The organism is Stenotrophomonas sp. DDT-1, assembly GCF_001580555.1.
Lineage (GTDB): Bacteria > Pseudomonadota > Gammaproteobacteria > Xanthomonadales > Xanthomonadaceae > Stenotrophomonas > Stenotrophomonas sepilia.
This window is the reverse complement of the sequence record NZ_LEKR01000033.1, coordinates 18,101-32,023: the sequence shown is the minus strand read 5'-3', so window position 1 is coordinate 32,023 and position 13,923 is coordinate 18,101. Positions and strand designations below refer to the sequence as shown.

Sequence of the window (13,923 nt, the reverse complement as noted above, 5' to 3'; positions counted from 1 at the left end):
AGGCGGGCGTCGGGAACGCGTCGGACGCGCGTTGGATTTTCCTTCAGCCGCCTTGGCGCTGCGCCTGGATGGCCTGGTCGAGGGCGTCCAGCTCATCCGTCGGCGAGGCCAACCATGCCGGGTACGCCTCGGTCTCGACGAAGGCGGAGGATCGCAGCACGTCATCGAACGCCGGATTGTCCTTCTCCGCATGGCGCAGCAGGCCGGACATCAGCCCGCAGATGCGGACTGCGGCCTGGAAGGCGCCCTGCAATGAACCGGCCGGCTCGGTGACCGTGTTGAGGAAGGCCGCATAGGCCGGCCCATCGAAGACGAAGTCCTCGCGCCGCTGGAAGGCATCACCGTTGAGGTTGGCTTCGCCAGAGACGTGCCGCGAGAATCCCCAGGACCAGATGTCGAGGAAACGCAGGTCATCCAGCATCCGGCGCGCATCGTCATTCAATGGAACGGCGCCGGACAGGGCGTGCTCCAGCGTGGCCGCCGCGAAGGGCTCGGTGCCCTCGTGGGCCAGGAAATCGCTCAGGCAGCGCAGGGCACCGGGATGATGCGGGTCCAGCTGCAGCGCCCGGTAGATCACCCGCGCACCTTCGACGTGACGGCCCTGGGCGATGAAGATGTTGAGGGCATGGTGCGCGAGCTGGTCGGCGCTGAGGTCGGCAATGCGGGTCATCGGGTCTGGCGGGCATGGACGAAAGGTGTGCGCCAGTCTGACAGATCGCTCAATCGGCCGGGCTGCGTGAATCGCGGATCGAATAGATCACCGAGAAGATCTTCCAGCCCTGTTCGGTCCGGACCAGCTGCCACATTTCCTTGCCCCAGTTGGTCTTCACCCCATCGTCGTGAAAGCTGTAGTCAAACGCTACCGAGGCCACATCGCCGTCCGTCTCGATCTTCGTGTTGGAGAACTTCTCCTCCTTCGGCCTGGGCGAGGCCACGGCCCCGTCGATCAGCGCGATGAAGTTGTTGGCGGGGATCTGCCGCGCCTTGATCGCATCGGGCTTGGCCTTGCGGATGTCCTGCAGGCGCGCGTCCTCGGAAACGAACTGCCAGCCGATATCCTCCGGCTTGTCAGAGAAGAACAGGCTCATGTAGGTCGGCTTGTCCTTGTTGATCAGCGAGGTGCGGAACGATTCGACCACCTGTTCGATGGCCTTGACGTCTGCAGGGGCGTTCTGCGCAGCGAAGACCGGCAGCCACGCTGGGAGCAGAAGGACGAGGGCGGCGAAGCGTGCACGTGCGTTGGGCATCATGGGGCCTGGGGAGGAATAGGGGTGGCGCTGGCGCATCACCGCGCGTAGGTTCGCCAGAAGAGCACGTGGTCTTCGGTCCTGTTGATGGAGACGAAGACTGATTTTCCGGATTCCGGCGCGCAGCGAAAGACGCGGTACGACGACTTGAGCGTCCCGTCGCCCGGCCACCAGTATCGATCGAACGCAACAGGATCGCTGCTAGTGAATGTCGTTGCCTGGCAATCCGCAGGCAGCTGCAGTGATACCGCAGGGGGTTTGGTGAAGGCCAGCGCGCTGGTGTTCGAGTCGAGGTCGTGCACCTCGCGCAGGTCGGTCGCCTCGTGGGGCACCCAATCGGGAATCCACCCCTTGTTCACCATGTCGGCGTCGATGGCCTGCTGCTGGGTGTCGAACGAACTGTCCATCACCATACCGCAGGCGCATAGCGCGCTACAGAACGTCACGGCAATGGCGCGCCTGGCCAATGCGACGGGGCTGGTCATCCTCGTCATCCTCTGCGGCAAGCAGCCTACCCACTTCTTCCGGCGGCAAGCGCTTGAGCCGCTCTCCCAGCCCCGGTCGTACGGCCGGTCGTAGGGTTCTGCATGGCCCTGCGCCTTGCGCGCGCACTGCTTCTCCAACAGGCCGATCTCCTGCGCGATCCTGTCCTTCCGCCTCTTGCCTGCCATCGACGGGCGTCCTTGTGTTCATCCTGAATCATCCGTCGGCGCACGCTATCACGGATGCTGGGCGCCGCAACAGGCCGGTTTGACGTTGAGGAAGGTCTGTGAGGATGATGCGCGGGCGCGCGGCGCAGGAGGGGATCTGTCAATGAGGACACTGATATTGGGGCTTGCCGGTTTGTTCGTGGCATACGTTGCCGGTTGCTCGGCAGTCTCGGCGTGGCATTCCCGCGCGCTTGCCTCGGTTCGGCCGGGGGCGGGCAAGGCCGAAGTACTCCGGGCGCTGGGGCAACCTGACGTGGTGGAGCATGCCGGTCTTCCCTTTACCCGCTATGCCAGCCGTGGATGCAGTGGCCGCTGTGCGCAGCGATGGTGGTATGAGAACCGGCTGGGCCTGGATACCGAGGCGTGGTCGGTGGAACTGGATGCCTCCGATCGCGTGCTCGCAACGTCGCGCTTGACGTCACCCTAGAAGACCGCGAAGAGCGCATGCGTATCCATCGACCTTTCATCTTCATTGCAAGCCTGGCCCTGATGGCGTTGTGCGGGCTGATGGGCGTACTGGTGCTCGTCCATGGCTTCAACGAGCAGGGCCTGCGCTGTGGCAGGCTGTGCTCACTGGAGGTCTCCATTCGCCTGCTCTTCGGTGATCGGGGATTCGAACTGCTGGTGGCGATGGGGCTGTTTGCCACAGCGCTGATGTGCGGGCATATCGCACTGCGGGAGGGCATGCATGCCGGGCGGCCGCGGAGGCAGGTGCAGCGTCGGGGGCGTAAGCGCCGCCGACCGTCACAGCCCCGGTCGTGAGTATCCCTCCACGTGGCGTGCTGCCGCGCGGAGGGACACCGCAGGAGGTCTCAGCGATGCAGCGCGTCGATGATCAAGCCGGTCGCGATCTCCACCAACAGGTACTCGGTGTCGGACTGGCGCACCCAGCGCTGGCCGCGACCCGGATTGCGCAGGTCATAGCGCGCGTAGTCGTCTACCCAGTAGCGGCGGTCCACTTCGGCCCAGGGCAGGCGGTCGCCACGACGCCAGGCCTTCTTCTGCCAGCCCGGCGGCGGCGCATCGCGGTTGTGCGGGCCGCCTGCATGCGGCGGCGGGCCGTTGCCGCGGGCGTGGTGCGGCGGATCGGCGAAGGCGGGGGCCGCAGCCAACGCGGTGGCGGTGGTCAAGGCGATGGCAAGTAAACGTGTGGTCTTCATGGAGATGCCTTCGTCATGGCCGCGGCATGCGGCGCTGTGGCGGGAATATAGGGCAGGCAGCGTGAATGAATACGGGTGTGCGCGGCACTTTCCTGAACACACGGCGTGACGTGCAGTCGCCGCCCCGGAACGGATCAACGGGTCCCGTCCCGGGCCGGATCCGTTGCGCCCCAACCACCGCCCAGTGACAGGAACAGATCCATCTGGCGATCGACCCGGTCCGCGCGCGATGCGGCCAATGCGGAATCCGCATCTGCCAGTGCGGCCTGGGCCGAAAGCACATCGAGAAAATCGATCCTGCCGAAACGGTAGAGCTGCTGTGCCTGCGCCGCGGCCCGCGCTGCGTCCCCACGCGCCTGTGCCAGGCTGTGCTCGCGTTCGAGCTCCTGCGTGCAGGCAGAAAGCGCAGTCTCGGTCTGGCGCAGTGCCTGCAGCACCGCGCCGTCAAAGGAAGCAAGAGCGGTATCTGCATTGGCACCGGCCGCTGCGATGCGGGCCTTGGCCACGCGGCGGTTGGGCCAGTGCCATGACAGCAGCGGCCCGACGCTCGCCCCGAAACTGTCGGCGGAAAGCAGCTGCCGTCGCATGCCCACCGTGCCCAGGGAAGCGCCCAGGGTGACCCGCGGATAAAGTTCCGCAGTCTCTACGCCGATCATCGCTGTGGCCGCGGCAAGGCTACGCTCCGCGGCACGTATGTCGGGGCGCCGCTGGAGCAGCTGCCAGCCCTCACCGACCGGCAGCGCCTGCCCCAGCTCCGGGGGGCGCGGGCACGCTTCCGCCTCCCTCGGATAGTCTGCCGGCACCCTGCCCATCAGTGCGGCCAGTTCGAACAGTGCGGCTTGGCGCTTCGCCAGCAGGTGCGGTATCCCCGCCGCGCTGCGGTTGACCGCGGCTCCGGCACGGCTGACATCGAAGTCCGTTCCGCGCCCGCCCGCGGCCAGGCGACGGGTTGCCTCCAGCGTGGCGCGCTGTATCGCCAGCACCTGCCGGGTCGCAGCGAGCGTGTGATTGCTTGTGCAGATCTGGAGATAGGCACGGGTGACGGCCGCAGCGACGACCACGCGGACCTGGTCCCGTGCTGCAGCGACAGCCTCCGCGTCCGCGTTGGCCGCTTCGATGCCGCGGCGGATGCCGCCTGCAAGATCCAGTGGATAGGAGAGGTGAAGGCCCAGCGCATAGGACTGCGGCGCGGCCGACGCCTGGGTGTAACCACCGGCACGGGTGAGCGTGCCCGATGCATCCACCTCGGCCTGCACGGCACCGCGCGCGCGGTATTCCAGCACGGTAGCGCTGGCGCGCCGAAGATTGGCATCAGCGGCGCGCAGGTCGGTGTTGGCCGCCAGTGCTTCGCGCACGTAGCCGTCAAGCTGGGGGTCGCCATACAGTTCCCACCACCGATCCGGTGGCGCGTCGTGGCTGAACGATGCCTCCCGGCCCGAGACGAATGCCTGCGCTGCGCGTGTGGAGGCAGCGACGGCATTCGCAGGCAGGTGATAGTCGGGGCCGGAGACGCAGGCCGTCATCGGCAGCAGCAGGGCAAGCAGCCCACCACGTACTGTTCGCACGCTCACTTGCAGGCTCCCTGTGCCGAGGGCGTGATGGTCACACTCGCAGTGCGACCGACGATCAGGCGGGTATCCGGCGGCGCATCATCAATGCGGATGCGTACCGGGATCCGCTGTGCCAGCCTCACCCAGGTGTACATCGGCGCCACGGCGGGCAGCAGGTTGTGCGTGCTTGAGCGCTGATCGTCGGCAATGCCGGCGGCGATGGTATCCACGTGCCCGCGCACGTCGTGGTCGTCGCCCATCAGCCGGGCCACCGCGGCATCGCCCTCGGTGATGCAGCCCAGCTTGGTTTCCTCGAAATAGCCCTCGATGCGCAGGCTGCGGGTGTCGATCAGCGCCAGCGCCTGTGCCCCCGGCTGCAGGTAGTCGCCCGCGTGCAGGTCCAGGTTGGTGACGATGCCATCGGTGGTCGCGCGCACCTCGGTGCGTTGCACATTGAGCCGGGCAACGCGCTGTTCGGCCCGCGCCTGCGCCAGGGCGGCCAGCTCGGTATCGACCTTGGCGGCATTGCGTTCGCGGGTTTCCGAAGCGACCAGGTTGCCCAGTGCGTTGTCCCGCGTCGATTCGCGGCGGGCCAGCGCCAGCGTGGCGCGTGCGCTGCTGGCCGCTGCGTCGGCCTTCTCAAGTGCGGCAGCGAAGCGCGGCTGGTCCAGCACCAGCAGCAGCTGTCCGGCGCTCACCCGCTGGTTATCGTGCACCAGCACCTGGGTGACCAGCCCCCCCATGTCTGATGCAACGCGCACCACGTCGGCGCGCACCCGTCCATCGCGCGTCCACGGGCGTGTTTCGTAGCGATGCCAGATGGCCAGTGCAGCGACGACGGCAATTGCGAACACCACCAGGGTTGCGCTCCAGCGCCCGATGACAGCAAGCGTGTGTTTCATCTCATTTCTCGAACAGGGGCGCGAGCCGGATCATCAGCTCCGCCAGGATCACGAACAGGGACAGGCCCACCAGTGGCCACGCGGCAAACAGCCGGTACAGGCCGAGGCTGGCGAGCAGGCGCGAGGCCACTATCGACAGCGCCAGCGCGGCGAAGGCCACCGCAAGCAGGCCGGGAATCAGCACGCCGTCAATCGAAAGATCAGGAAGCATGAGCTCAGCGCCGATGAGTGAGCGGAGATACGAGAAGGTCGCGGCGCAACCCGCAGAGCAGGTGCGACAGTTGCTCCCGATCAGCCCCGCTGCTGGCCGCCGCAGCCTCGCGCATGCGGTCCAGCAGTTTCAGAAGATGGATGTCGCCACTGCTTGGCGCGCGAGTGCGCATCCTGAAATGTGCGGCGATGCGCTCGACCAGCGCGGCGTGAAGCGACTGGGTGCGCGGATCGTCCAGGCGCCTGCCCAGTGCGCGGAGTTGGCTGGATGCACGTGCCGCACGAACCTCCGCAAACAATGCCCGCAGGTCGTGTCCCGCGCTGGAACGGCCCTGCAGCCTGGGAGCGAGCAGCCCGATTCGATCCAGCATGCGGCTGAGCCAGGCGCGTGTCACATCACCTTGTCCGGCGGCGTGTCGTGCGATATCCCGACGGATCGAATGCTCCAACCGTGCGCGGTTGCGGCCCGCGTCGGCGGTTTGGAGCAGCTGCATGCTGCACAGTGCCACCGTCGTACCCACGAACAACGCAACGCTGTTGTTGAGTGCGCCGACGATGTTGACCGAATTGGTCGCGCCCAGGCCTGCGATGATCGGGAAGGTCAGTACCACGCCCAGGGCGGCCATGATGAAGGGCGGCCGGGCCAGGAACGATCCGCACAGCAGCAGCACCGGCGCGAGCGCGGCAATCAGGCCGGTAATATCGGACAACGCGGGGAAGATCAGCAGACCGTAGAGCAGGCCGACGGCCACGCCGATGCACGATCCCACCAGGTAGCGCATGACATGCGGTGCCGGCGCTTCGATCGTGCCGAACAGCACGCACGCCGTGCCGACGATGGACACCGCCGTGGCGCCCTCCGACCAGCCGGTAACGATCCACAGAACGCAGCTCAGCAGGATGCCGACGAACGCGCCCAGCGCGCTGCGCAGGGCAAGCTGATGATCCCGGTGAAGCGCCGCACCACGCGCATGTCGCGCAAGGCGAGCAGGTACATGCAGGCGCCAGTCGGGCCGGGCAGTGTGCAGTTGCGCCTGCAGCACGCGGCAGTCGGCGTGGGCCAGGTCGAGCTCGGCCTGTTGCGTGGCGAGGCTGGCCTGCAGCAGATCGCGCCAGCCGCTTGCATCCATTGTGCCGGCCTGCGGTGAACACGGCCGTGCGATGGAATCTTCCACCGCGCTGGAGAGCATCAGTACATCCAGCATCCGGTCATGCACGGCACGCAGGATCTGCACCTGGGCCACGCCGTGGGCGCTGTCGAAGGGCAGGTGGATCGACAGCACATGCAGCTCGAGCAGGTCGGCGGCCACTTTCGAGCGGTCCGTCGCCAGTACCGTGTCCGATGCACCGGCGCGCATGTCCCGTGTCCATCGTTCCGCGTCATCCAGCACGGCAGCAACCCGTGCGTGCACGCGCGACGAAACCCGGCGCGGCAGCACCAGCCCATGGACCAGCGTGGCGGCCAGGATGCCGATGGCGATTTCCTGCACCCGTGTGATGGCAATGGTGAACACTTCTGCCGGCACCATCACCGCCGGAAACCCGATCAGGCTGGTGGTATAGCCGGCCAGCAGGAACGCATAGGCACGTGGCGTGCGGTCGAGCATCGCCAGATACAGGCACAGCGCCATCCACGTGGCGAGCGCGGCGCTCAGCACCAGGGGAGCATTGGCGAAACGTGGCACCAGCACGACGGTGGCGACGGCCCCGCCCACGGTACCCAGCAGGCGGAACAGGCCGCGGCTGAGGGTCGCCCCGGACAGGGGCTGCGATACCAGATAGACCGTGCCGATCACCCAGAACGGGCGATTCAGACCGATCCTTAGAGAGACATACAGCCCGAGCGACGCTGCGAGCAGGCATTTGAGCGAGAACAGCACCGCCTCCTGATCGGTCCTGAGGGTAGGGCTTTTCAACCTGGCGAATGCCTGGAACACGCGCGGACGGGCAGGGGTGGGGGAGTGCATGCGGCTCATGCTAGTGATCGGCCGCACTGGCGAATTTCGCTACAATGACAACCAATCGCTAAAACCGGTCAATGTGAGAATGGCTCGCATTTCGCTCCCCGGCTTTGACCTGGACCCGGACGAGACCGATCGCCCGGCGGTCGCCAGCCGCCTGCAGGTGGCTGAGCACGACGCGGAAATTCCCGTGCATGAGCACCGCAAGGGCCAGCTCATTCTTGCTCTGCATGGCGCGGTGACCTGCGAAGTGGCCAATGCGTTGTGGATCGTGCCGCCCCAGTGTGGCGTCTGGATCCCGGGCGGCATGCCGCACAGCAATCGCGCCACCGCCAACGCGCGCCTGTGCTACCTGTTCGTCGAGCCCGGCGTCGTCGACCTGCCGGCGCAGTGCGTGACGCTGGCGATCTCCCCGATGCTGCGCGAGATGATCCTGCACCTGGCCGACGCGCCGCTGGACTATCCGCATGGCAGCCACACCGACCGGCTGGCGCGGGTGTTGCTGGACGAGCTGGTACAGATGCCGGCCGAGCACCTGTCGTTGCCGGTCAGCCCTCACCCGAAGGTGCGGGCGTTGGCGGCGGCGCTGTCGGCGGATCCGGCAGATCGCAGCACCATCGGCCAGTGGGCCATGCGCCTGGCCCTGGGCGAGCGCACGTTGACCCGCCTCATCGAACGCGAAACGGGATTGTCCTTCGGGCGCTGGCGGCAGCAGCTGCACCTGCTCATCGCCATTCGGGAACTCGCCGCCGGTGCACCGGTACAACGCGTTTCCGAGACGCTGGGCTATGAGTCGGTGACGGCCTTCATCACAATGTTCAAGAAAGCGCTTGGCCTTTCCCCGGCGCGGTACTTCGCGGTGCGCCTGCGCGGGCAGTAGCGGGGAACAACGGGGGAAGCCGTTGCCCGGAACGGCTACTTCGAGGTGTCGGAGACCGATTGAATCGCGGCCACCACCGCAGCAGGTTCCTCGCGCTGGAGGGTGTGGCCGGTTGCCAGGTAGCGGTGCGAGCCGCGCGTGAAGCCCGAGAAGAGCAGGGCGTGTGCTGGTAGTGTTGTGAGCTATGAACACGGACTCCCTGTAGAAGAAGTCATGGGAGCCGGGCGTAGGCCGCTGAATGGCCACGGATGCTTGAATCTGTGACCGGTTACGCGACTCCACACTTGAACGTGCAAACGTCTTCAACGATAAAGGCGGCATGTGGCACTGCCGCATACCGGACCAGGGACGATCCGAAGCATGACGCGGGGCACAGCTCCGCGTTCTCGTTCCCGCCGGCGCTGTGTTCGTCCAGGAAGGAGAACAGGGATGTTGGAACGACTGAAGACCATTTCGTGTGCCGTGCTGGCGATCGTTGCCGTTGGCTGCTTCGGCCCTGCAGTGGCCCAGGCGCAGGAAAGCAAGATCACGTGGCGTATTTCGCAGCCCGGCGGCAATTCGACGCAGTACAAGACCCAGCAGGCGGCAGTGCAGGCGATCAAGAGCCTGCCCGCACCCAGCCCGTTCCCGCCCGAGTTCCAGTTCGGCTGGCAATCTGTCGACAAGATCAAGTCGAAAGTCGTGGACTTGAACGGAAACACGTCGATCACCTACTGGATGGGAAAAGCGCAACCTTCGGATCCAGACTGGACCTATCTGAGCACGGCGGAATTTACGACCGAAGAGGCGATGGTCGCGAGCTATCTCGCGGGCGTCCAGGCCGCCAATCCTGTCTGTCCGGGGGCTGCTGTGACTCCACAGGGAGACTGGTTCTCCGGTGTGCCCGAAATGGAGGGCGTGGTCGAGTCCAGGTACTATCAGATCACGCGTATGATTGGGCAGAACACAGCCGAATCGCCCTGCACGCCCCACGTGAGTCAGGCGGCCTTCGGCCGCAAGCGCCGCCTTGATTGCCCTGTTCCGCTTACGCAGTGGTCCAACAAGCACAACGCCTGCGTCAACGAGGACTTCGTTGCGACCATCACCTCGAAGTCGCAGAAGTGCGACAAGGACGGCGGCAACGGTAGCTGCCCCATGTCCCGCAACGATACAGCGGCGAACATGAGTCCGATTCCCGACAAGGACCCGGCCTCCAACGGCGGTACCTGCGACGGCAATGTCGGCAACCCATGTGATGTCAAAACGGGCGAGAAGTACGAGATCGCGCCGGACTTCGATCTGGGCTGGATCGCGCTGACGCGCTTCTATCACTCCGGCATCTCCACCTCATCCGGTGGCTTCGGCTATGGCTGGACCCATTCGCTGGGCGCCCACCTGGCACTGGACGGCGTTGACAGCGTGGGCATCATTGAAAGCACCGGTTTCCAGCGTGCATTCAAGAAGATCGGCCAAGCCTATGAGGCGGACGACGACAGTGGTGACCGTCTGGTCCAGAACGGCAACTGGACACTGTACTCGGCGGGCTCCATCTCGACCTTCGGCGCGGACGGACGTCTGACCGCCAAGCGCTTCCCGGATGGCACGTCGCTGACCTACATCTATGACGACAGCGACCGCCTTGCGGCGGTCACCCACAGCAGTGGCCGCACACTGGAGTTCGTTTACCAGTCCAATGACTATGAGGCGCTGATCAGTTCGGTGCTGGTCGAGGGCGTTGCGCTCGCCACCTATACCTACACGCCGCAGAACCAGGTCGCCACGGTGACCTATGCGGGTGGTGGTGTGCGGACATATCACTACGAGAACCAGGACTTCCCCCAGCACCTGACCGGCATCACCGCCGAGGACGGTCGCCGCTACAGCACCTTTACCTACGATTCCATCGGTCGTGTGATCTCCAGTCAGCATGCCGGCGGTGCCGATGGCGTGACACTGGCCTACAGCCCCAATGGTGGTGCGGTGGTGACCGACGCGCTGGGGCGGCAGACCGATTACACCCTGACACCTGGCGGCGACACCGCGCCGTCGCGCAAGGTAACTGGCCTGACGGATTCGCAGGGAACCGTCAGCCGGACCTACTACGACCAGAGTGTCGACTTCCGCCGGCGCCTGGATACCTACACCGATCGCCGCGGTATCCAGACCAAGCACACCTATGCGCAGGGTTCCGATCCGGTGAGTGGTCGTGCCGTCAGCATCCATACCGTGACCGAAGCGTTCGGCCTGCCCGAGCAGCGGGTGGTGACCACCGCGCGCGACGTCGAAACCAATGCGGTGCTGACCACCCGCATCGGCAATCGTGAAACCCGAACGTCCTTCAATGCCCGGCGCCAGCCAACAACGAACACGGTGACCGACATCGCGTCCGGTCAGACGCGCATCACCAGCTACACCTACTGCGAAGCCGCTGATGTGGCTGCGGCAGGGGGCTGCCCTGTGGAAGGGCTGCTGAAGAGCGTGGATGGCCCGCGCACGGATGTGGCCGATGACGTTACCTATGCCTATTACTCGGCGGATGATGCAGGGTGCGCGACCGGAGGTGCCTGCACCTATCGCAAGGGCGACCTGCGCAGCGTGACCAATGCGCTGGGCCAGACGGTCGAGACCTCGGCCTACGACGCGTTCGGGCGGCCGTTGTCGGTCAAGGACGCCAACGGCGTGGTGACTGATTACACCTACCATCCCCGCGGCTGGCCGACCTCCATCACCGTGCGCGGCGCGACCACTGCCGAGAATCGGGTCACCCAGATCAGCTACTGGCCGACCGGTCAGGTGCAACAGATCACCGAGCCCGACGGCAGCAGCGTTTCCTATGTCTACGATGCGGCGCTGCGCTTGACCGATATCGAGGACAACGCGGGCAACACGATTCACTACACGCTGGACAATGCCGGCAATCGCCTCAAGGAAGACACGCTCGATGCAGGCGGTACCCTGCGCCGTACCCTGGCACGGACGTTCAACACGCTCGGCCAGCTGACCGCACTGAAGGACGCAGGCAACCACGCCACCGGCTTTGCCTACGATGCCAACGGCAACCCGCAGACGATCACCGACGCCCTGCAGCGCGTGACCAGCCAGCAGTACGACCCGCTGAACCGCCTGGCACAGACCCTGCAGGACGTCGGCGGCGTGGCGGCGGAGATCCGCAGCCAGTACAACGCGCTGGACCAGGTCACCCAGGTCACCGACCCGAAGGGCCTGCACACCATATACGCCTATAACGGCTTCGGTGATCTGACTGGACAAGTCAGCCCCGACACTGGCGCCAGCAGCTTCACCGTGGATGCGGCAGGCAACCGCAAGACGGCCACCGATGCACGCGGCGTCACCGCCACCTATCACTACGATGCACTCAACCGCCTGATCGGCATCGCCTATCCGGACCCCAATCTGGACGTGGGCTACAACTATGACGTGGCGCCGACCGCCTGTGCCGCCGACGAGCGCTTCGCCAAGGGACGGCTGGGGCAGGTGCTGCATGCCAATGGCAGCACCCAGTACTGCCATGACCGCTTCGGCCAGGTCACCCGCAAGGTGCAGACCGTCAACGGCGTTGCCAGTACGCTGCGCTATGCCTACAGCAAGTCGGGGCGCCTGACCGCGTTGACCTACCCCGACGGCAGCGTGGCTGACTACGTGCGCGATACCCAGGGCCGCATCAGCCAGATCGGTCTGACCCGCCCCGGCCAGGCGCGCCAGATCGTGGTGAACAACGTGACCTATGCGGCCTTCGGCCCGGCGACCGGCTGGACCTACGGCAACGGCCGCCAGCTGCAGCGTCCGTTGGATCTGGATTACCGCCCGCAGGCGGTGCACGACCCGGCCGCGGGCGGACTGTCGCTGGGCTATGGCTACGATCCCGTCGGTTCGATCACCGAGCTGAAGAACGGCACAGGCTCGACGGTGCTGGCCAAGTACGCCTATGACGCGCTGGGTCGCCTGACCCAGACCCAGGACGGCGCGACCGGCACCCCGATCGAAACCTATGCCTATGACGCCACCGGCAATCGCACCGCGCTGACCACCTCGGCAGGCACCGCCAGCTACACTTATCCCGCAACCAGCCATCGCCTGACTGCTGTGGATGGCGAGGCACGCAGCCATGACGCAGCGGGCAATACCACCAGTATTGGCAGCAAGGCGTTCACCTACAACGATGCCAACCGCATGAACGCGGTGAAGCAGGGTAACGCCACACTGGAGAGTTACGTTTACAACCACCGCGGCGAGCGCGTGCTGCGTACCCCGGCTGGTGGCGCAGCACAGATCACGTTGTACGACGAAGCTGGGCAGTGGCTGGGGAACTACTCGGCCACGGGCCAGGCGCAACAGCAGGCCATCTGGCTGGACAACTACCCGGTGGCACTGATCAACACGCCGGCTACCGGCGTGCCGGAACTGGCCTACTTGCAGCCGGATCATCTGGGTACGCCGCGCGTGGTGATCGATCCGGTGCGCGATGTCGCGATCTGGGAGTGGAGCAACAAGAGCGAGGTGTTCGGCAACCAGATTCCGAGTGCAGACCCGGACGGGGATGGTGTGGCGTTTGAACTGGCGCTGCGCTTCCCGGGGCAGCAGGCGACGGATGCGAGTGGGTTGTTCTACAACTACTTCCGTGACTATGACCCGGCGTCGGCCAGATACGTGGAGAGCGATCCCGTTGGGTTGAACGCCGGCATCAGTACGTATGGCTACGTGATCTCGAACCCCGCCCGATTTACTGATCCGCTTGGGCTGACGACGACGCTAATAACGACATACGATTTCGGTATTGCAAACCATTCGGCGATTCATGTTTCGATACCTGGCAAGCCTGATTTCCTGTACGACCCTTCCGGCACCTACGCACCTGGTGGTCGTCGAGGAACCGGTGGGCTATTTGAGGGGCGCGATGCTAGCTTGGCCAGCTACAAAAAGTATCAGGTGGGAACTGGTAGCCGAGTTGAATTAACGGTAATCCCTTTGACTCCGGAGCAAGAGTTAACTCTCATTGCGAACGCGGAGGAGTGGGGGGATGCACGTGGCTTCTGGTGTGCGAGCCACGTGTCCGGCGCGTTGGATGGAATGTGTGGGATAAAGCAAACACTCTTCCCGGGTGTTCTTCACAAGAGTGCAAAGGCGGCAGAATGTCCAGTCAAATGAAGGATAGGATTATCTCATCATTGATATGCTTCACTCTATCTGTTTCTGTGAATTCTGCGGGATGGATATGGATATCCGCTTTCATGAAGATAGGAGCGATGCGAGTTCCATACGTACTGCTTCTCTCACTACTTCTTTCGGTTACATTCTATGCGCTC

The 13,923-nt window shown here is 65.1% G+C and carries 11 protein-coding genes and 1 pseudogene; 3 read left to right on the top strand and 9 right to left on the bottom strand.

Annotation, left to right across the window (positions count from 1 at the left end; all coding sequences use genetic code 11):
• Window positions 1-43: 43 nt before the first annotated feature.
• Genes AB839_RS15135 through AB839_RS15125 form a run of 3 tightly spaced genes read right to left on the bottom strand, consistent with a single transcriptional unit; the run spans window position 44 to window position 1,918 of the window.
• Entirely contained in the window at window positions 44-670 is a 627-nt protein-coding gene (locus tag AB839_RS15135; protein WP_061479990.1) for a hypothetical protein, read from the bottom strand.
• Window positions 671-719: 49 nt separating this feature from the next.
• Entirely contained in the window at window positions 720-1,250 is a 531-nt protein-coding gene (locus tag AB839_RS15130) for a nuclear transport factor 2 family protein (RefSeq protein ID WP_061479989.1), read from the bottom strand.
• 35 nt (window positions 1,251-1,285) lie between these two features.
• Window positions 1,286-1,918 carry a hypothetical protein gene (locus AB839_RS15125; RefSeq protein ID WP_241776792.1) on the bottom strand — a complete coding sequence of 211 codons (633 nt, stop codon included), beginning with the start codon at window positions 1,916-1,918 and terminating at the stop codon, window positions 1,286-1,288.
• A 483-nt stretch (window positions 1,919-2,401) separates the two neighbouring features.
• Between AB839_RS15125 and AB839_RS15115 the strand changes: the two genes are divergently transcribed.
• Window positions 2,402-2,719, top strand: a complete 318-nt coding sequence (locus AB839_RS15115) for a hypothetical protein (protein ID WP_061479987.1) — start codon at window positions 2,402-2,404, stop codon at window positions 2,717-2,719.
• Window positions 2,720-2,769: 50 nt separating this feature from the next.
• On the opposite strand, the gene AB839_RS15110 is transcribed toward AB839_RS15115, so the two are convergent.
• The 5 genes from AB839_RS15110 to AB839_RS15090 all read right to left on the bottom strand — a co-directional run bounded on the left by AB839_RS15110 (window position 2,770) and on the right by AB839_RS15090 (window position 7,755).
• Entirely contained in the window at window positions 2,770-3,117 is a 348-nt protein-coding gene (locus AB839_RS15110) for an RcnB family protein (protein WP_021204235.1), read from the bottom strand.
• Between the two features lie 134 nt (window positions 3,118-3,251).
• Entirely contained in the window at window positions 3,252-4,688 is a 1,437-nt protein-coding gene (locus AB839_RS15105; RefSeq protein WP_061479986.1) for an efflux transporter outer membrane subunit, read from the bottom strand.
• The gene (locus tag AB839_RS15100) at window positions 4,685-5,569 is read right to left on the bottom strand and encodes a biotin/lipoyl-binding protein (RefSeq protein WP_061479985.1); all 885 of its coding nucleotides are present in this window, start codon (window positions 5,567-5,569) and stop codon (window positions 4,685-4,687) included. The genes AB839_RS15105 and AB839_RS15100 overlap by 4 nt, the downstream gene beginning before the upstream one ends.
• A gap of 1 nt (window position 5,570) precedes the next feature.
• A complete protein-coding gene (locus tag AB839_RS15095) occupies window positions 5,571-5,780 on the bottom strand; it encodes a DUF1656 domain-containing protein (RefSeq protein ID WP_061479984.1) in 210 nt (69 codons plus the stop codon).
• A 4-nt stretch (window positions 5,781-5,784) separates the two neighbouring features.
• Window positions 5,785-7,755, bottom strand: a complete 1,971-nt coding sequence (locus AB839_RS15090) for an FUSC family protein (RefSeq protein WP_241776791.1) — start codon at window positions 7,753-7,755, stop codon at window positions 5,785-5,787.
• Window positions 7,756-7,825: 70 nt separating this feature from the next.
• Here AB839_RS15090 and AB839_RS15085 point away from each other — a divergent pair, with 70 nt between their 5' ends.
• A complete protein-coding gene (locus AB839_RS15085; protein ID WP_061479982.1) occupies window positions 7,826-8,620 on the top strand; it encodes a helix-turn-helix transcriptional regulator in 795 nt (264 codons plus the stop codon).
• A 35-nt stretch (window positions 8,621-8,655) separates the two neighbouring features.
• On the opposite strand, the pseudogene AB839_RS21950 reads toward AB839_RS15085, so the two are convergent.
• Window positions 8,656-8,784 (bottom strand): annotated as a pseudogene (locus AB839_RS21950) (alpha/beta hydrolase); the annotation flags it as partial.
• Between the two features lie 265 nt (window positions 8,785-9,049).
• Between AB839_RS21950 and AB839_RS15080 the strand changes: the two are divergent.
• Window positions 9,050-13,765 carry an RHS repeat-associated core domain-containing protein gene (locus AB839_RS15080; protein ID WP_061479981.1) on the top strand — a complete coding sequence of 1,572 codons (4,716 nt, stop codon included), beginning with the start codon at window positions 9,050-9,052 and terminating at the stop codon, window positions 13,763-13,765.
• The last annotated feature ends 158 nt before the right edge of the window (window positions 13,766-13,923 follow it).

Coding starts and splice junctions, on each gene's coding strand:
- AB839_RS15135 (WP_061479990.1), bottom strand. CDS start 670: ATGACCCGCATTGCCGACCTCAGCGCCGACCAGCTCGCGCACCATGCC.
- AB839_RS15130 (WP_061479989.1), bottom strand. CDS start 1,250: ATGATGCCCAACGCACGTGCACGCTTCGCCGCCCTCGTCCTTCTGCTC.
- AB839_RS15125 (WP_241776792.1), bottom strand. CDS start 1,918: ATGGCAGGCAAGAGGCGGAAGGACAGGATCGCGCAGGAGATCGGCCTG.
- AB839_RS15115 (WP_061479987.1), top strand. CDS start 2,402: ATGCGTATCCATCGACCTTTCATCTTCATTGCAAGCCTGGCCCTGATG.
- AB839_RS15110 (WP_021204235.1), bottom strand. CDS start 3,117: ATGAAGACCACACGTTTACTTGCCATCGCCTTGACCACCGCCACCGCG.
- AB839_RS15100 (WP_061479985.1), bottom strand. CDS start 5,569: ATGAAACACACGCTTGCTGTCATCGGGCGCTGGAGCGCAACCCTGGTG.
- AB839_RS15095 (WP_061479984.1), bottom strand. CDS start 5,780: ATGCTTCCTGATCTTTCGATTGACGGCGTGCTGATTCCCGGCCTGCTT.
- AB839_RS15090 (WP_241776791.1), bottom strand. CDS start 7,755: ATGAGCCGCATGCACTCCCCCACCCCTGCCCGTCCGCGCGTGTTCCAG.
- AB839_RS15085 (WP_061479982.1), top strand. CDS start 7,826: ATGGCTCGCATTTCGCTCCCCGGCTTTGACCTGGACCCGGACGAGACC.
- AB839_RS15080 (WP_061479981.1), top strand. CDS start 9,050: ATGTTGGAACGACTGAAGACCATTTCGTGTGCCGTGCTGGCGATCGTT.